This is a genomic window from Salibacter halophilus (assembly GCF_008806325.1).
Classification (GTDB): domain Bacteria; phylum Bacteroidota; class Bacteroidia; order Flavobacteriales_G; family Salibacteraceae; genus Salibacter; species Salibacter halophilus.
The window spans coordinates 53,692-71,992 of record NZ_WACR01000013.1 but is presented as its reverse complement, the minus strand read 5'-3'; the positions used below and the strand labels follow the sequence as shown (position 1 = coordinate 71,992).

General features: G+C 40.8%; 17 protein-coding genes. 8 read left to right on the top strand and 9 right to left on the bottom strand.

From position 1 onward, the window contains the following. The first annotated feature begins 82 nt into the window (after positions 1–82). The 8 genes from F3059_RS13160 to F3059_RS13125 all read left to right on the top strand — a co-directional run bounded on the left by F3059_RS13160 (position 83) and on the right by F3059_RS13125 (position 10,160). Entirely contained in the window at positions 83–1,327 is a 1,245-nt protein-coding gene (locus F3059_RS13160; protein ID WP_151170045.1) for a T9SS type A sorting domain-containing protein, read from the top strand. Continuing rightward, complete coding sequence (locus F3059_RS13155; protein ID WP_151170043.1) at positions 1,324–2,208, top strand: heme/hemin ABC transporter substrate-binding protein; 885 nt, start codon at positions 1,324–1,326, stop codon at positions 2,206–2,208. The genes F3059_RS13160 and F3059_RS13155 overlap by 4 nt, the downstream gene beginning before the upstream one ends. Then, the gene (locus F3059_RS13150; RefSeq protein ID WP_151170041.1) at positions 2,208–3,251 is read left to right on the top strand and encodes a FecCD family ABC transporter permease; all 1,044 of its coding nucleotides are present in this window, start codon (positions 2,208–2,210) and stop codon (positions 3,249–3,251) included. Before F3059_RS13155 ends, F3059_RS13150 begins: the two co-directional genes overlap by 1 nt. Beyond that, positions 3,244–4,077, top strand: a complete 834-nt coding sequence (locus F3059_RS13145; RefSeq protein WP_151170039.1) for a heme ABC transporter ATP-binding protein — start codon at positions 3,244–3,246, stop codon at positions 4,075–4,077. Before F3059_RS13150 ends, F3059_RS13145 begins: the two co-directional genes overlap by 8 nt. Continuing rightward, the gene (locus F3059_RS13140; RefSeq protein WP_151170037.1) at positions 4,074–5,129 is read left to right on the top strand and encodes a hemin-degrading factor; all 1,056 of its coding nucleotides are present in this window, start codon (positions 4,074–4,076) and stop codon (positions 5,127–5,129) included. Before F3059_RS13145 ends, F3059_RS13140 begins: the two co-directional genes overlap by 4 nt. Positions 5,130–5,131: 2 nt before the next feature. Further along, positions 5,132–7,384, top strand: coding sequence for a TonB-dependent receptor plug domain-containing protein (locus tag F3059_RS13135; RefSeq protein WP_151170035.1), 2,253 nt, complete (start codon positions 5,132–5,134; stop codon positions 7,382–7,384). Further along, on the top strand, positions 7,384–8,346 hold the full coding sequence (locus F3059_RS13130) for an HmuY family protein (RefSeq protein ID WP_151170033.1): 963 nt from the start codon (positions 7,384–7,386) through the stop codon (positions 8,344–8,346). The genes F3059_RS13135 and F3059_RS13130 overlap by 1 nt, the downstream gene beginning before the upstream one ends. 71 nt (positions 8,347–8,417) lie before the next feature. Continuing rightward, complete coding sequence (locus tag F3059_RS13125) at positions 8,418–10,160, top strand: carboxypeptidase-like regulatory domain-containing protein (RefSeq protein ID WP_151170031.1); 1,743 nt, start codon at positions 8,418–8,420, stop codon at positions 10,158–10,160. Position 10,161: 1 nt separating this feature from the next. Here F3059_RS13125 and F3059_RS13120 read toward each other — a convergent pair whose 3' ends face one another. The 9 genes from F3059_RS13120 to F3059_RS13080 form a co-directional block, all read right to left on the bottom strand. After that, positions 10,162–10,896 (bottom strand): LytR/AlgR family response regulator transcription factor, encoded by a 735-nt coding sequence (locus F3059_RS13120; RefSeq protein ID WP_151170029.1) that lies wholly within the window; start codon positions 10,894–10,896, stop codon positions 10,162–10,164. After that, on the bottom strand, positions 10,893–11,936 hold the full coding sequence (locus F3059_RS13115; RefSeq protein WP_170265182.1) for a sensor histidine kinase: 1,044 nt from the start codon (positions 11,934–11,936) through the stop codon (positions 10,893–10,895). Before F3059_RS13115 ends, F3059_RS13120 begins: the two co-directional genes overlap by 4 nt. Positions 11,937–12,045: 109 nt before the next feature. Continuing rightward, positions 12,046–12,591 (bottom strand): hypothetical protein, encoded by a 546-nt coding sequence (locus F3059_RS13110; RefSeq protein WP_170265181.1) that lies wholly within the window; start codon positions 12,589–12,591, stop codon positions 12,046–12,048. Continuing rightward, a complete protein-coding gene (locus F3059_RS13105) occupies positions 12,591–13,661 on the bottom strand; it encodes an alanine racemase (protein ID WP_151170023.1) in 1,071 nt (356 codons plus the stop codon). Before F3059_RS13105 ends, F3059_RS13110 begins: the two co-directional genes overlap by 1 nt. A 21-nt stretch (positions 13,662–13,682) precedes the next feature. Then, the gene (alr, locus tag F3059_RS13100) at positions 13,683–14,834 is read right to left on the bottom strand and encodes an alanine racemase (RefSeq protein ID WP_151170021.1); all 1,152 of its coding nucleotides are present in this window, start codon (positions 14,832–14,834) and stop codon (positions 13,683–13,685) included. Between the two features lies 1 nt (position 14,835). Beyond that, the gene (locus F3059_RS13095) at positions 14,836–15,984 is read right to left on the bottom strand and encodes an amidohydrolase (RefSeq protein WP_151170019.1); all 1,149 of its coding nucleotides are present in this window, start codon (positions 15,982–15,984) and stop codon (positions 14,836–14,838) included. A gap of 2 nt (positions 15,985–15,986) precedes the next feature. After that, positions 15,987–16,421, bottom strand: coding sequence for a GNAT family N-acetyltransferase (locus F3059_RS13090; RefSeq protein ID WP_151170017.1), 435 nt, complete (start codon positions 16,419–16,421; stop codon positions 15,987–15,989). A 4-nt stretch (positions 16,422–16,425) separates the two neighbouring features. Beyond that, entirely contained in the window at positions 16,426–17,886 is a 1,461-nt protein-coding gene (locus F3059_RS13085; RefSeq protein WP_151170015.1) for a sodium:solute symporter family protein, read from the bottom strand. A gap of 6 nt (positions 17,887–17,892) precedes the next feature. Beyond that, entirely contained in the window at positions 17,893–18,282 is a 390-nt protein-coding gene (locus tag F3059_RS13080) for a hypothetical protein (RefSeq protein WP_151170013.1), read from the bottom strand. Between the last annotated feature and the right edge of the window lie 19 nt (positions 18,283–18,301).

Genomic DNA, 18,301 nt, shown 5'->3' with positions numbered 1-18,301 from the left:
TTTAGGTATTGCATCAATTTACGAATGCAATCACTTTTGTGACTGTTTAGAATCAATCCAAATAAAAACAAATAGTCACGTCATGAAATCGATATTTACATTATTAACAGCACTCACCATCTTCACAGTGGGAACCAAAGCTCAAAGTATTACAGATTCAGTATCTGTAAATGCCAGCTATACCCATCAGGTTTGGTACAGCTTTGAAAATGGAGAAGTTAAATCTGAACAAGTTGATAACTGGGATTTAGCTTTTGAAATTAATGGATACAATTCTTCAATTCGCATCAACCACGCAGGCGGTACACAACTATGGATTTATCCAACTGCTGACACAGCTGCATGGGGATCAAACCTCGACACAACCGGAATTTCTAACTGGCCTGCTCTATTGAACAGCGACACATCTTGGGCGCATGGAGCATTTAACAACTCGGCAGATCCTAATGATCAATTCGATCTGGGTTGGGGAGTTTACAACATGACAACTCACCACGTTACGGGAGATAGCATTTATGTTATTCAGAATACAGCAGGAAACTTCAAGGCTTTCAAAATGCTGAAACTAGCAGGCGGTGTTTACAGTTTTGAACTTGCTGATCTCGATGGTTCTAATTCAATCACACGCATGATTGACAAACAAGCTTTCAGTGAGAGAAACTTCGGTTACTACTCAATAACAAATGATGAAACGCTCAACCGTGAACCAAATCGATTCGATTGGGATATTACATTTACTAAATATGGAGCCCCAATACAGGGGTTTGGTGTTTATCCGGTAACTGGCGTACTGCAAAACAAGGGAATTGAAGCAGCAGAAGTTTACCCAGTTAATGATCCTGAATCATACGAAGATTACCAATCTGCACAATTCTCAACTGAGATGAACATCATGGGCTACGACTGGAAATCCTATGACTTCAATTCTGGAGGCTATGTCATTGCTGATAGTACTGTTTATTTCTGCACAGATCAAATGGGAAATTACTGGAAACTCATCTTCAGTGATTTTGGCGGATCGTCAAATGGTAATTTCTACTTTACTAAAGAAAAACTGGGAGCAACAGGATTTGAATCATTTGCTGGTGAATCTGAAACAACGCTCTACCCTAACCCGGTTGCACCTGGTCAATCACTTCGTTTAAAAACTGATTCACAGTCAGAACCGGTTGAGCTTACACTAATTGATATGACCGGAAAGATTGTACTCGACAAGATAGTTGAGCCAAATACAACCATCTCAACTTCTCAACTAACCAGCGGATTATACCTCGCTAAGATCAAAATCGGAAACGAAACAAGAACACAAAAAGTAATTGTACAATGAGAGTATTGACATCAATCACTCTATTCCTGAGCTTCATCCTTTTTGGATGTGGCTCCGGGAATGGATCTGACCAAAAATCAACAACAGAGAAACAACAATCAGAGCCTAAAAAGCAGGAAATGCGTATCGTAACACTCAACGGTGCCATTACTGAAATCATTGCTGCTGCAGGAGAAACAGATAAAATTGTTGGTGTTGACGTCACCAGTAATTATCCACAGGAAGTACAAAAACTCCCCAAAGTTGGACATAACATGAAAATCCAGGCTGAGGGGATTCTCTCGTTAGAACCAACTCACGTACTTGGTAATGAAGGAAATATTAAACCTGAGGTTCGCGAGCAACTTAAACAGTCAGGCGTTGAACTTATCATGTTCCCTGAACGTGACTACTCAGTTGAAGGGACAAATAAACTTGTAAAAGATGTTTGTGAAGCAATTGATAAGCCTGAAAAGAGTAGCGAAATCATCAGTTCAATCAAAACTGATTTGACAAAGCTCAACAACTTTGAAGAAAAGCCTAAAGTACTTTTCATCTATGCTCGCGGAGCCGGGACAACAATGATCGGTGGTACCAAAACACCCATGAACACGATCATTGAAATAGCCGGTGGCGAAAATGCAATAACTGAAATCGAGGAATATCAGCCCCTCACATCAGAAGCTTTAGTTGAAGCAAATCCTGATGCTGTGCTCTTATTCAACAGCGGGGCCGGAAGTCTCAATGGCAGCGCAGGTATTCTTAAACTCCCGGGAATGAAGGCAACAACAGCCGGAAAGAACAAAAACTTTATCGTGATGGACGGTGCACTGTTGTCAAATTTTGGTCCGCGCGTTGGAAAAGCAGCTCTTGAACTCAATCAAAAACTAAGTGAAATATAATGACATCGGGCAAACGCTCCATATTGCTCACCATTTTAGCCTTGCTGGTAACGGCTTCTATCTTCGTAGCTTCTGGATTGGGAGCCGTTAAAATTACCATTATTGAAATACTTGATATCCTCCTCACCAAATTAGGTATCAGTAACGGTCAAAGCCAGCACGAAGCCGTCTTTTGGATAATCCGCTTGCCACGTGTGCTACTGAGCGCATTTGTGGGAGCCGGATTAGCCATCAGCGGTACGGCTATGCAGGGCATATTCCGAAACCCACTTGCTGATCCCTCAATCATAGGGATCTCATCAGGAGCTGCCTCCACAGCTTCTGTATTCATTGTTGTGCTATCAGCTATTTTGCCTCAATGGTACACAATGTGGGGCGTTTCTCTTTTGTCAATTGCCTCTTTTATTGGAGCAGCAATCACAGCCTGGTTGATTTTCACTATTTCTCATACAAAACGCGGTGCAGATTTAGCCACAATGCTACTTGCCGGAATTGCCATCAATGCTCTTGGCGGAGCAATAACCGGAGTAATGACCTTTTTAGCCGATGATGTGCAATTGCGTTCACTGACTTTTTGGACTCTCGGCAGTCTTGGTGGAGCAACCTGGCAAAGTGCAGGAATTGTAGCTGCTATCACTACGGTATGTCTCATTTTCCTCATTCCGATTAGTAAGGGGCTCAACGCAATGGCCCTGGGAGAAAGTGAAGCACTGCATATCGGGATAAATGTGCAAAGCTTAAAAGTTAGGGTGATTATACTTACAACACTTGCTGTGAGTGCCACAGTTGCATTTTGCGGAATCATCGGATTTATCGGGTTGGCTGTGCCACACATATTACGCATCAGCTTTTCGAGCGACAACAGATTTCTTCTTCCTGCCTCTGCCCTGGGAGGAGCACTTTTACTCATCTGGGCCGATACACTTTCACGAACTATTGCCCAACCGGCTGAAGTTCCGATAGGTGTTATCACGGCTCTGACCGGAGCACCTGTTTTCCTCTATTTACTCATCCAACAAAAAAGAAAGGCGAAATATGCTTGATGTACAAAATATCAGTTTTGCCACTCCTGGCGGAAAAAAACTTTTGCATCCCACCAGTTTCAAGGCTGGACTCGGTGAGTTGATTGCTATCATTGGCCCGAACGGTGCTGGAAAATCAACATTATTAAAATCGTTGAGTAACCAACTTCACGATGCATCGGGTGATGTCTTTTGGAATGAAGCTAACCTCAAAAACCTGTCGCCACAGGAACAGGCTTTAAAACGCGCGGTTGTAGCTCAGCAAGTCTACATGACAATGGAGTTTCCAGTTAGGGAAGTTGTGTTGATGGGGCGTTATCCGCACTTTCAAAAACAACCATCAAAACACGATTTTGAAGCTGTGGACTGGGCTATACGTCAGGCAGAAGTTGAACATTTGATCGATCGATCATACAACTCGCTGAGTGGTGGTGAACAGCAGCGCGTTCAAATAGCACGTGCGTTTGCTCAACTTCACGAGATTAATGGTCCCGGACTACTCTTGCTCGATGAACCACTCAACAACTTAGACATTAAACATCAGCATAGATTTTTAGATCGTGTTACCGAATTTACAAAACAGGGAAATACTACGCTTCTCGTAATTCACGACATCAATTTAGCCGCGCTTTATGCCGATAAAGTTGCGGTTTTAAAAAATGGAGAGCTCATTGCCTTTGACACGCCAGTCAGGGCTCTGACCGAAAAGAATTTACTCACGGCCTACGACTTTCCCGTGCGGGTTGAACACCACCCTTACCACAATGCACCTGCAGTTTATTTCGGGTGTCCCGCAACGGCTCATGAAAAAATAAATAACTCAACTTCAAAACAATATCAATTATGAACACAACAGCAACATTGAAAGATCAATGGAAAGAATTAATTCAAACTGAACCGGGATTGCGCATCCGTAACGCGGCCTCAAAACTGGGAGTTACTGAAGCTGAATTACTCGCTACGAGAGTTGGAGAAGATGTCACTCTTTTGAAGCCTGAATTTCAGGATATTTTAAATGAAATTGAATCACTTGGAAAGGTAATGGCACTTACTCGCAACAATGAAGTAGTCCACGAACGCAAAGGTGAATACCTGAATCCAACACTCGATAATCCGCATGTTGGATTATTCGTTGGAGATGACATTGACCTGCGTATTTTCTTTGCATCGTGGAAGTTTGCTTTTGCCGTAACGGATGACAATGGACGCATGAAGCGTCAAAGCATTCAGTTTTTTGCTAATGACGGTGAAGCTGTTCACAAGATTTACCTCACTGATAAAAGCGATGAAAACGCTTATCAAAAATTGGTTGAAAAATATAGAGCAAAGGATCAGGAGAGCTCAATTGTGGTTGAGCCTAAAAAGGAAAAAGAAGTTGAGAAACCTGATAATGAAATAGATTTAGCCTCTTTCCGCAAAGGATGGACTGAGTTGAATGATACTCATCATTTCTTTGGATTGCTCAAAAAACATAACCTGGCCCGTAAACAAGCACTTCGCCTCGCTCCAGAAGGGAACTACGCAGTTAAAATGGACAAAGATGCAATCAAATCCATTTTACAAAAAGCAGTTAAAAACAATGTATCAATCATGGTTTTTGTTGGCAATAAAGGCATGATTCAAATACATACAGGCGAAGTCAAAAAGCTGCTCGAACGCGGCCCGTGGTACAACGTAATGGATCCTGATTTCAACCTGCACATCAACATGGATGGAATTGTAGATGCCTGGGTAGTACGTAAGCCAACTGAAGACGGCATGGTCACAGCCATAGAATGTTTCAATAAAGACGAAGACCAGGTTGTTCAGTTCTTTGGTAAGCGTAAACCGGGTATTCCGGAATTAGAATCCTGGAGAGAAATTGTAAGTGAAGTCGAATCAGAACACAAGCTCAGCTAATCATGTTGAATCGACTCGTTTTCTCTTTTTTATCAGCTGTTGTGTTGGCTGCTCCACTGTCGGCTCAGGTATCTCTCCATATACTTGACGCTGAGAGTGGGGCTCCATTGCCCAACGCTCACATTCTGTACAGTGGTATTTATGCCAACAAGAAAAAAGCTGTACTCACTGATGTTGACGGCAAAGCTGTTATTTCAGACTCGAGCCTGGCCAAACTGCAAAAAGTGGCAGTTTCAGTTTCTTATATCGGCTATGGAAAAGTGAATGACACACTTGCATATCCCGGAGACTACACGATTGAGCTCAACCCTGAAAGTCAACTTCTCAACGAGTTTGTGGTTACAGGTCAGTACGGAAAAGAAAGTACCGAAAAAACTGTTCACAATGTTAGAATTGTGACGAGAGAAAAAATGGAGAAAATGGCTGCTGTCACGCTCAAAGATGTACTGGAAAACGAGCCCAACATTCGTATTTCAAAAGATCCTGTTTTAGGGTCAGGCCTGAGTATGCAAGGAATTTCAGGCCAAAATGTCAATATCATGATTGACGGTGTTCCAATTATCGGCAGGCAGGATGGTAATATCGATCTCTCTCAAATCAATTTGGAAAATATCGAGCGAATTGAAATTGTGGAAGGTCCGCTCAGCGTTAACTACGGAACTAATGCACTTGCGGGAACCATCAACCTCATCACAAAAAAAGAATACCAAAACAATACTGAAATCAATATCAACTCACAGGTAGAGTCAATAGGAACGTTTAATGCTTCAGCACAAGTGAGTCAAAAAATCGGGAAAGGTCGAATATCATTGACAGGAAGACGAAACTACTTTGACGGTTGGAGTAAAGAAGACCCTGTAATGCCTGAAACTGGTGAAATAAAAGCTGATGCAGGCAGAGTGCAAAGTTGGAATCCTCGCGAGCAATACATTGGAAATGTAGCTGTTCAATACCCAATTGGGAACTTCAATTTAAGAGTGAATTCTCAATATTTCGATGAGGAAATCATCAACAAAGGAATGCCCAGGAAGCCCTACAATGAAACAGCTTTCGATGATTTCTACTACACTACCCGATTCGATAACTCAATCGCTTTAAATGGAGAGATTTCAGATAAGTTGAGTCTCAAATGGATTTCGGCACTGAACATTTACAAGCGTCAAAAAAACACCTATGTCACGGATCTGACCACTCTCGACAAAGAGTTGGTAGCTTCTCCCGGCTCTCAGGACACCTCAACTTTTAACGCTGTAATGAGCCGAGGAACTTTCACTTACAGTCAGAACCAAAACCTATCATTCCAGGGAGGTTTTGATGCTCGTCAAGAATGGGCTACCGGCCAGCGATTTGAGGATGCTGAGCAGATGGGTGATTATGCAGTTTTTGCTTCCTCTCAAATTCATTTATTGAATTCGGAATTGACCTTAAGACCCGGACTCCGATATTCATACAACACAGCTTACGAGTCACCTGTAACGCCATCAGTAAATGCTCGTTACAGCAGTGGAAAATTCACTTATCGCGGCTCATATGCCCGCGGATTCAGAGCTCCCTCACTCAAAGAACTGTATTTCTACTTTGTAGATATCAACCACAACATTGTGGGTAACGATGATTTAAAAGCTGAAAGATCACATAATTTTGCATCATCTGCCAGTTACAAAACACTCTGGGATCAAAAAATCCTGCAGCTTAAAGCTAAAGGATTCTATAACCTCATCGAGGAGCGCATCACGCTCGCCAACGTGAATAGCATAGAATACAGTTATGTCAACGTTGGAGAATACAAAACTCACGGACTCAATTTTTCAGGCTCATTGATGCTCGAGCACTGGAAATTTAACGGTACTGTTTCTCTAATCGGGCAGTACAACCAACTCAGTGAAGAGTACGAAGCCGATGAATACAACTACTATCCAGAGTTTACCGGAAACACGCAATACACGATACCAAAATGGGATTTGAGTCTGGCACTCTTTTACAAATACAACGGTGCAATGCAGGGTGTAGCGCTTGATGAAAACGATAACGTTTACCAAACTGAGATCAAAAGCTACAGTATGTTAGACTTTATGCTCACGAAAAAGCTCTGGGAAAACCGCATCACAATTGGTGTTGGAGCTCAAAACATTTTTGATGTTGATAACATAGCTGCTACCAGTTCTGGAGGAGCCCACTCTACCGGAGGAAACGCAATGCAGGTAAGCACAGGAAGATACTACGTGGGAAATATCAAAATAAATATCAGCAAGTAATGGTCAGATCCTTATTTTTCATACTCCTCGGCATTATCGCTTTATTTTCGTGTGAACGCGAAGAAGTTCCTGTAGAACCTCATGACCGTGGCGGAGTTGAGACAGTTCAAATTCCCCTCGGATCTGATTACAACAGTCAGGTTTGGTATGATTTAGGGACAAACTCAGTTATAAAGGTAGCTGATAAAACAAGTTGGGAATTGGGCTTTTCCTGTGCAGACTCATCCTGGAAAATCACACTAAATTCATCAATGGCTATGACAGCCGGATTAGTTGAAAACAAAACTTTTGATGAAGTGAACTCCATTGACGAACCCGAGTTATTCGCAGATCATCCATCCGGCAACCCTGATAGTTTAGCTCTCGCAAACTGGGACTCAAAAGAAGGAGTATGGATTGTTGATCTGGGTGTTGATGCAATGGGAAATATGAGAGGTAAAAGAAAAGTTTCATTGAGTAAAACAGATGACAGGTACACGATAAAGTATGCCAAACTTGATGGATCTGACCGACAAACTGTTACAATTGACAAAGACAACCGCTACAACAGAAAGTTACTATCCCTCAAAACCGGAGATATCGTGTTACCTCCTCAATCCTCACAATACGATTTATTGTTTACGCAATATACACACATTTTCTATGAACCGGAATATATGCCTTATCTCGTAACCGGTACACTGATAAATGAAAACAATACGAGTGTGGCGATTGATACAACATCGAGTTTTAGTGAAATCAATCGGGAGATGGTGAACGTTTATGAGTTCTCTTCAAGATTAGATGCCATTGGCTACGATTGGAAATTTTACAATTTTGAAGCGAGTTCTTACATCATTTACGACTGGATGAATTTTATCGTACAGGATGCAGAAGGTTATTATTACAAACTCCATTTTATCGACTTTTACAACGACAAAGGTGAAAGAGGCTTTCCTTTAATGGAGGTGCAGGGATTGTGATTCTTGTATAGAGTTCGTAACACTTTTCATTAAAACATGCACGCTAACATTTTTATCAGTAAGTTCACAACATGTTTAGGCAAGTAGTGATCGCAGTCTTATTATTAATTCCATCCATATCGATCGGTCAAAAGATTAGATGTTTCCTTGTCGATGGCACGAATAATCAGCCCATCTCTTATGCCCACATCGTAAATGAAACCAACAATACGGGAACAATATCCAATATGAATGGATACTTCGAAATCCCCGTCTCCAGTGGTTCTGATTCAATTGTTATTTCTTTTATCGGGTACAGCAGGTTTACCGGAAATGCCGAAGAACTGCTTAATCGGGATACTTTAAGACTCAAACGAACATCGACCAAGCTCAGGGAAGCCACAATCTTAGCAGATGATGCGGTTCTGATCGAACTAATTGCAGAAGCTTCTAAAAAGGAACACAACGAAGAGCTTACTGGTAAGACTTATCTCGCTCTGCAAACGAAAATCAACAACCGGAAAGTCGAGCAATTTGAAGGGTATTACAACGGAAACTTCAAAGGTTATGATGTCGATAATCTGAATTTAAAAGCAGGCAGAATCGGGATGCGACATTTTAATAACCTCTATTTTGTTTCATTAGAAACATCAAAGGCCATTTACCTCAACAAACTTTTTGAAGATGATAATTACTTTCCTTCAAGTCCGTTCGAATACCACAAATGGTTGCTGAGAAGGAACTTCAGCTTTTCTTTATCACAACGATACAAAGATGAAAACGGGCACATTGTTTATGTGATCGATTACGAACCGAAGAGAAATAAGAAGAGCTCTTTCTCAGGAACAGCCTGGATCGATTCAACTTCTATGGTGCTCAAGAAAGTAAATCTGAATATCAGCAAAGCATCAACTCATCCACTAATTCCGCTGCATAAGAATAATGAAATTGAGCAAATTGATATGCGTATTGCCAAAACATTTGAGTCTGTCAACGATCGCCAATTCATAAAATCGATCGATTTTGATTATCAACTGCTATACAAAAACAGAAAAGGAAGAAGATATATCGTCAATACGAATGCCGTCCTATACGCTTATGATCTCGATGAACAATTCAACTTACCCTTTTTCAATTTTGAAAGCCAGACCAACGATTTCAGAAAAATGAGTGTTATCGGTTATGATACTCTTTTTTGGACAGAGTTGAGAGACTTCGAATTGAGTAATCAGGAAGAAGTGGAGCAATTCATCAATGACAGTGCTTTCATCAATACGATTACACTATTTAAACCAAAGGAAAACCATGCTCCTCACAGTGCATTGAGGAAAACAGGCTTTTTTGAACACAATTACACCAAATGGAATCAAAAGCGTATTTTGCTCAAAAGCAAACCAGATGAAATTCATGAACAGGATCCTTACGAACCAGTTATTCTGGAAAACCTCTATCAGTTAACTGCTCAACTCTATGTCGATGTCACCCCTGTTGCTGATTCGCTGTCAATTAGAACAGCTACTATCTTCGATCCATACAAAAGCTTTTACAAAATGAAACTCGATAGCAAAGCGATGGCTTTCATAAATATGTTCTTCGATCTTTATGAAATGCAACGAATTGAGATGGAAAAAGAGTTAGAAGATGTAAAAGAAATCAATGAAGTAGAACGCATTTATCAAAAGCATTCACAAATCGCTGAAGAAACGACAGAGGAATACATGGATGATGTGAATCTGGGAAAAGACAAAGAGGCAATGGAAAAATGGAATGACCGAATAGTGAGAAACCTGAATATTGACAACCTCAAACTATTTGACCCATATGCTGAAAAGTAACTTACAAACTCATCTTCTCTTTCAGCTTGGCTGCCTGCCTTCTCGAAATTTCAATACGCTTCTCATCTTTGAGGATTACGAGCAATCCGCCATTAAACCACGTTTCAATTTTATCGATCCATTTGAGGTTGATAATATGCTTGCGATTAGCCCGAAAGAACACTTTATCGCTCAATTTTTTGTCGAGTGCATTCAACGATTTTAAAATAAGCGGTTTGTTATTGTCAAAATAAACACGAACGTAATTTCCTTCACTTTCAAACAGCCTGATATCTTTTAACGTTACAAACCAACACTTATCCCCGTCCTTCACAAAAACCTGATCATTTTCACCGAGCGTTTCAGACTCATTTTCATTTGTTTTGATTTCATCCTTTTGCTCCATCTGGTCGAGTTTGTTCTCGAGAGACTTCAAGAATTTCTCTTCCTCCACTGGTTTCAGTATGTAATCCAAAGCACTCACTTCAAAAGCGCGCAGAGCAAATTCATCATAAGCCGTAACGAAAATCACCTCCGGTGTGTAATCCAGACTTTCCAGTAATTCAAAACCATTTTTTCCCGGCATTTGAATATCGAGGAAAATCAAATCAGGAGATAGCTTTTCAATTTTATCTTTAGCCTCAATTGCATTAGCCGCTTCATCGATAACATCTACCTTTTTCTGGTTTTTGAGAACCGATTTCAACTCCTGCCTTGCAAGGCGCTCATCATCAATTATTATCGCTCTGTACTTCATATACTTAGGGTTTTATTGGGGATTTTGATATAGGTTTCTACAGTTTCATTTTCTCCGTTTCTCAATTGAAAATCAGCATCTTCACCGTAAAGCAAGTTCAGTCGCTGCCTGGTATTGATCACTCCAAAACCAGTCCTTTTATCTATATATTTTTGGTCAGATCCCAGCTTACCGGGATTCACAATACAAACATGTAGTTCGCCATCTTTCACCTCAACTTTGAGCTTGATTTCACCTCCTTCAGGCAAATGAGCAATTCCGTGTTTGATAGAGTTCTCTACCATCGTTTGCACGATCATTCCCGGAACCTCAAACTTCATTGCCCTTTGATCGATATCTGCTTCAAAATGTAACCGCTCTTCGTAACGCTTTTTCTCTAAATCCACATAGTCCTGAACGAGTTGCCATTCTTCTGAAAAAGGCACTGTTTTCTTGCGTCCCATGAGTAAGGTGTTTCGCAAAAGATTGGAAAGCTGTGTGACAGACTTCTTCGCTTTTACTGGATCTTCATCGATGAGGGCTCTGATCGTGTTCATAGAATTGAAAATGAAGTGTGGATTGAGTTGTGACTTGAGTTTGTTCAACTCCACTTCATTCTTGTGTGCCTCCCATGTGAGGTTCTTGATCTCTTCGCTTTTGTAGCGTTGGAAGAAGTGAAAAGCAAAATAGATCACACTCCACAACACAAAAAGCACTGTCCAATTGAGAATTTGAATCGCAATTTCTACGAAGTTGTAACTCTCAGATCCGAAGAATAGCCAGTTCGCTATGACGTAAAGGAGCTGGAACAGAAATGCAAAACTCACGGATCCGACCATTACCCGTGGAATCAAAGGCAAAAGGCGAAGCTCTGTCCACCTGAGTTTGATGATCAGGTTCCTGTATAAATGCGAGCTCAATACTCCCACCAAATAAGCGATGAGATATTGAAAGAGCATAGCGATTGTCACGAGCTGACCCTGCAACATGTTGGTCACAATGGCCAGGATGATGTAGAGCAACCAACCACCGAGTTGCAGTGCAATGTATGTCTTGCGCATTTCTTGCATTTTGCCAAATATACACTACTCGCAAGCTCAAACAGCAGCTTTTACATTAGCGGTTTTATTTTAGGATGTTTTGTGAAAAACAATAAAAAAACAATGATTATTAATTATTGATTTGATTGATAAGAGCTTCTCTAAGAACATTTTGGTGTTGATGAAAATCTTTAAAGTTAGGGAATCCATCTTTCCATTTTATTTCTTTTCTCAAACTTCCCCCTACAAAGACATACTCTAAAAAAGTGTGCATTAGATCTTTATAATCTAATAATTCTTTCAAGAGATAGCCTCTAGTATAGCACCTTGCTAGTACTTCAAATCTTATTAAATCTGATTGGATTTTGTTTTTATCATTTAAAGTCAATCTCTTATCACGAATCTTATAATAATCATTATAAGTTTGGATTTCAATATTATTCCTGTTTTTCAATTCTTCGATATCAAAATATAAATCTTTAAATACATAGTAATTTATACTTAAAGATTCAGACAGTTCAAAAATCTCTTCGAGCTTATGGGTTCTAATTTCGCGTCTACTATTTTTATTTGAATAGTAAATTGCAAAGCCTCCTATTAAGACTGCTCCAAGAGTACCTATAGACGTTAAAGTTTCAAGAATCATTTTAAAATATTCAACACCTACAAAATACATCAAACCAACAACTTATCGATATAATCAGAATTGAGCAGACTCAAAGCTCCCATGTATTTTAGATTAAACGAAACAATATCTCCTACCTGAAAGTCTTGTTTGTTTTCGCCTAATTCGAGAATGAGCATATCTGAGCTAGCTCCTGTGATTTCAATGTTGGGATCGTCCGGAACGAGGAAGTCAGGTGATACATCGAGTAAGCCCAAATCGATGATCGCGCGGTAAGATTTTTTACCGTAATCCTCTTCATCGATCTCTGTCATTTCGCCTGACGGATTAGCTGCCATTGTCCCGATTGGCACTTTGGGCTTTTCCATCAATTCAATGATCTCAGCGTAGAGCTTGATGACATCCTGATACATATCCTCCACAGGCTCTTCAGAGAAAAGGTCATTCCCAAAATAGAGCATCTCTCCCACTCTAAAGTGATTGATACCCTGCGGAACCTGACCTTTCATCAGGAGCGGAATCACAACACTAGTTCCGCCTGTAACGTACGGAATTTTCTGATCAAACTTCGCCTCAATCAACTGTTCATACAAGCTCAACTGAACGAGTTTATCCTGCGAAGGCATTACTCCGTGTAAACAATTCAGGTTTGATCCAATTCCGGCCACTTCAATATTTGAAAGTTCGAAAATCCTGCCATAAAAGTCCATCAAATCTGCACCCATTACTCCTTCGCGCAAATCTCCAAGCTCGATCATGATCACGATTTTGTGCGTTTTCTCCTGCTTCTTTGCTTCTTCATTGAGCATTCTAATTGTTTCGTACTCAGAATTGAAACTGACATCAGCATAGCGCACAATCGTACTGATACTTCTTTTAGCCGGTGGTTTGATGTATATCGTTTGAACCGAAGGATCAATTTCTTTTACAACCTTCAGATTAGAAATCCGTGAATCACATATTTCGTGAGTTCCTAGATTGATAACTTCATGAATGTAATCGCGATTACCGCATAAAACTTTCGTAACAACAGCCCATTCAATATCGTTGTCTTTAAAAAGTTTATCTAGGTATTGATAATTGTGTTTTAACTTGTCTCTAAATAGCTTCAAATAAGCCATAAGTAATCCTTTCTTAGGGGTTCAATTTACAATATTTCTGGGAATATCTGCCGGTAAACGCGTGAGTAACTCGTAATTTAACTGAACGCTCATCTCTCCAAATGCCGATACTGAGATCTCTAAATCTCCCTGTTTACCGATAAGCACAACCTCATCTCCTTTTTCAACACCATCGACCAAAGTCACGTCAACCATCAATGCATTCATATTGACCATTCCCACAACGTTTATTCTTTCACCTTTGATCAGAACGCGACCACGATTACTCAACGAGCGACTAAAACCGTGAAAATAACCAACCGGAACTGTCGCAACTTTCATGTCACGTTGAGCCAAAAAACTCGTCCCGTAACCTATAAACTCGCCTGCCTTCACATGCTTGATATCCATTACCTTTGAGCGCCACGAAATGAGGCGTTTCAGTGGATCTGACTGTAAATCGCGTTGAGCTGCGTAATGGATAAATGTTTCTCGGCTGGGCCAAAAACCATATTGCAAAATTCCAATCCGAACGCGGTCCATCAACATTTTAGGATAACGAATTGATGCTGCTGAGCAAGCCGTATGATATTCCTCAGCTTCAACTCCCTGCTGTGAAAACCATTTTTTCATTTTCAGGAAAGTTTTATGCTGTTCTTTCACGCGAACATGATTGGCTATACTCTCTGCTCCGGCATAATGCGTACACATTCCCTGTAAAACGTAATGACCTTCGTAATCTTCTAGCAATTTTACGACAGATGTCAATTCATCTGGTTCAAAACCGGTGCGATTCATACCGGTTTCCAACTCGATATGAATATTGGCTTTTATATCAATCTTTTTCGCCAGTCGCAAGGCGTGCTCAAGCCGGTCGAGTTCAAAAACGTAAAAGTGGACACCTCCTCTCAAAGCCCATTCTAACTCATCATTATCGATCATTCCCATGATCAGAACCGTGGGTTTATGATTTGCAGCTTTTAAAACGCGAAGTGCTTCATCTGCACTGAACACCGAAAAATGATCAATTCCAACATCTTCAGCAATCGGAACGAAATCTTCAATCCCGTGACCGTAAGCATTACCCTTGACCACTGAAGAAAAACCAACATCATCACCGTACAAATCCTTTAAAAAAGAAATATTGTTTTTAAATGCTGATTTGTCTATTTCAATTTCCGATGTGTGAAACATATTATTCGTTTAAGTGCTGATTTAGAATCCCGTAAAAAGTTTTAACAGCCGGCTCAATAATTTCATCGGGGAAATCATAATCAGGGTTGTGCAATGCCGGGCAATCTTCTCCTGAGCCAACACCAAACATAGCACCCTCATATTTTTCAGTGAACAAACCAAAGTCCTCTCCCCATTTGAATGGTGTGTCGAGTTCTTTTAAATCTATTCCTGCATCGTGCGCACTTTTTCGCACTTTATCGACTGCTTCAGGCGCATTTTGGTTGGCGCTGAAAACCTCTGTCCACGAAATATCAACCGGAATGTGAAATTCTTTTGAAGCCTTTTCGGTCAGATCCACCATATCATTCGTCAACTGATCCATGAGCTCGTTTGAAAAGGATCTGAAAGTGAGGTGAAGCTCTCCGTAACCGGCTGATACACCATAAGCTTTTTCCCCCAGGTTAATATGAATTGGTGTTATGAGCCTGAATTTTTCGTGTGTGGGATCTTTGACCACCACATTTTCACTTTCGGTCAGAACCTGAGCTATTGGATATGCCGGATTAAGGCCTTTTTCGGGTTCAGCAGCATGAGAGGTTTTACCTTTCCACTTCGAGATCATACTCTTTGCTGCAGCCGTAAATGTTCCGTTTTTAACTGCAACCTGTCCTTTTGGAAATCCCGGTAAATTGTGGAGCGCATAAACGTAATCCGGTTCAATTTTAGAGAAATTTGAATCTTCAATCACAGAGCGAGCTCCTCTTCCATCTTCCTCAGCCGGTTGATAGAGCAAAATCACCCGACCTTTTTTAGGTCTTTTTTTGGATACAAGAGTTGCCAATGCTGCCATAATGGCCATGTGGCCATCGTGTCCGCACTTATGCGAAACGCCATCGCGCTCTGACCGATGATCAAACTGATTGATTTCATGTATTGGAAGAGCATCAAGCTCACATCTGAAAAGAATTGACGGACCTTCCTCTTTACCTTTAAAAATTGCAGCTAATCCCGTATCTCCGAGATGGACAATTTCATCAGGATCCAGCGATTTCAGCTTGGTTTCAATTTTTTTCGAAGTGTTGTATTCATTTCCGGAAACCTCCGGCTCACGATGGAGTTGTCTTCTAAAATCGGTGATTTCCTGGATTAAATCTTGCTCAATTTCCATGCTTATTGTTTCCTTTTCCAGCGCATTTCAAGATACGGATTTGTAAAGCCAACCTTTTCATAAAGGAACTTGGCCGGATTATTATCCTCAACGTGAAGTGCCACATCTCCGGTACAAAGTTTTAAGGCGCCTTCCATTAATTTTTTTCCTGCTCCTTTTCCGCGCTGATTGTGGTGAACAGCTATGTAAACCAATATGTGCTCAGGAATATATCCTGACATTCCCGTATCATTGATGACAACAGCTCCAACAATCTCTTTGTTTTCAAGCCCCAAAAGGATAAAACCTCCGCGATCAAAAACATAATTGAGAGCTTTCAATATATCTTCTTTAGGATCACCAAACTCCTCGAGATGTTCATGGAGAAAATCGGCAATAACGTCATTGCTGTGCAGTTTATCTTTTCCTGAGTTTTTGTTGAGTGTCTTAAATTTCATGAGTTTATGTTTTAGTTTCTATTTCTTCTTCAATTACAGTTCTTTTATTGGGAAATAAGTTGCTAAAAGATACGAAAAGTACCGCTGAGGCAAGAATCCCAAAGAAATTGGCATCTAGCTCAAATGGAAGTTTCACTTCAAAAGCATTGAGGAAAACCGTTGTCAATCCACCTCCTAACATTGCTGTAACAGCACCAATTGTACTTCGCTTTTTCCAGAAGAAAGCACCAATAACCGGTACTAAAAGCCCCGATACCATAAAAGAGTATGAAAGCAACATGAGATCGAGTACATTCTGTAAATTGAGTGCAATCAAAATTGCTGCTGCTCCAATGATCAATGTAATGACCTGTGAAATTCGCACAACCTGATTTTCTTTTAGGTTGACAATTTTAGAGAGTAAGTCTGACACGATATTTCCCGATGCAGCCATCAGGCAGGAATCTGCTGTACTCATGATCGCTGAGAAATATGCAGACATCATGATTCCCATCAATCCAACTGGGAGCACGGTTCTGAGTAATAGCGGCAAACCCATTTCAGAGTCGAGGTCAGATCCTACCGGAAAACCGAGTTCACCAAACATTCCCTGATCGAAAGCCACACGAGCAAAAAGCCCTAGAAGTACACCCATCATCGCCATTATGGGCCATTCCAAAATCCCTGCAATGAACCACGCTTTTTTAGCTTGTTTTTCGCCTTTTGCCGCGTACATCCGTTGGTAAAGCGTCATCCCGACAAACCAAATGGGAATAATCGTAATTGCCCAATTGACTAGCTCACTCCACGTTATATTGGTGAGCGACAAAAATTCGGGTCCCACTGAAGCTTTAATTGCTGAAAGCCCGCCAATAGCATCGTAAGCCAAGGGCAACCCGATGAAAATAAGACCTATCATCAGAATCGCCCACTGAACTGTATCGGTGTAAATAACAGCTTTTAGTCCGCCCAGTACGGTATAAACAACCGCAATAACACCCATGATGATGAGCGCCTGGGTCAGACCCAAATCCACAAATGAAGCAGAAGCCAGTTTAGCTCCAGCTAAAATTTGCGAGCTGGTAAAACCGAGGTAGCCAATAGCAGAAATGAGTCCGGCTAATAGCGCTACCTCAGGTCCGTAAAATTGATTGAATATTTGCGGGAATGTAAGTAAATTGACCTTTTTCGATAATTTGGCTACTTTGGGAATTAGAAAAGCACCGCTCAACCAGGCTCCTATCAGTCCCGTGAACAACATCCACGAACCACTGATCCCCATAACAAAACCAAGGCCTCCCAGTCCGATCGAAAATCCGCCACCAACATCGGTAGCAACGACTGAAAGGCCAATATGCCAACTTCCCATAGACCTACCGCCAACATAATAGTCGTCTTTGGATTTGTTCCTCCTCATGAAGAAGAAGCCCACACCGAGCATGACAACCATATATGTAATGAAAATCGTTAGGTCTATCCAGTGCATTGAGAATTACGCTATATTCTCAAGCTTCACGAGTTCGGCATCAATCATCATACGGTCAATTAAATTTTGGAATTTCTCAGCACGATCTTTAGGTACCAGAAGCTTGAATTTTCCTCTATTTTGTTTTGAATAAGAGCTAAACAGAATCCACTTAGCTACCTGATCCTGTATTTCACGCTCTTTCATTTTGTGTTCTATTTCGTACACATCAGAAACTTCATCTTTAACGGCTACTAAATCTGGAGTAAACTTCTTCATCGATCCATTGTAGTTGAGATCAATTGGTGTCTTGTAGCCGGCAAAACGGGTTTTAAGCTCATCGTACCCTTCTTTTTCCAATTTCTTGACGAGCTTCTTTAAAACCTTCTCTTTCTTTTGTGATGTTGATGTTGCCATTTATTTCTTGATATTATAT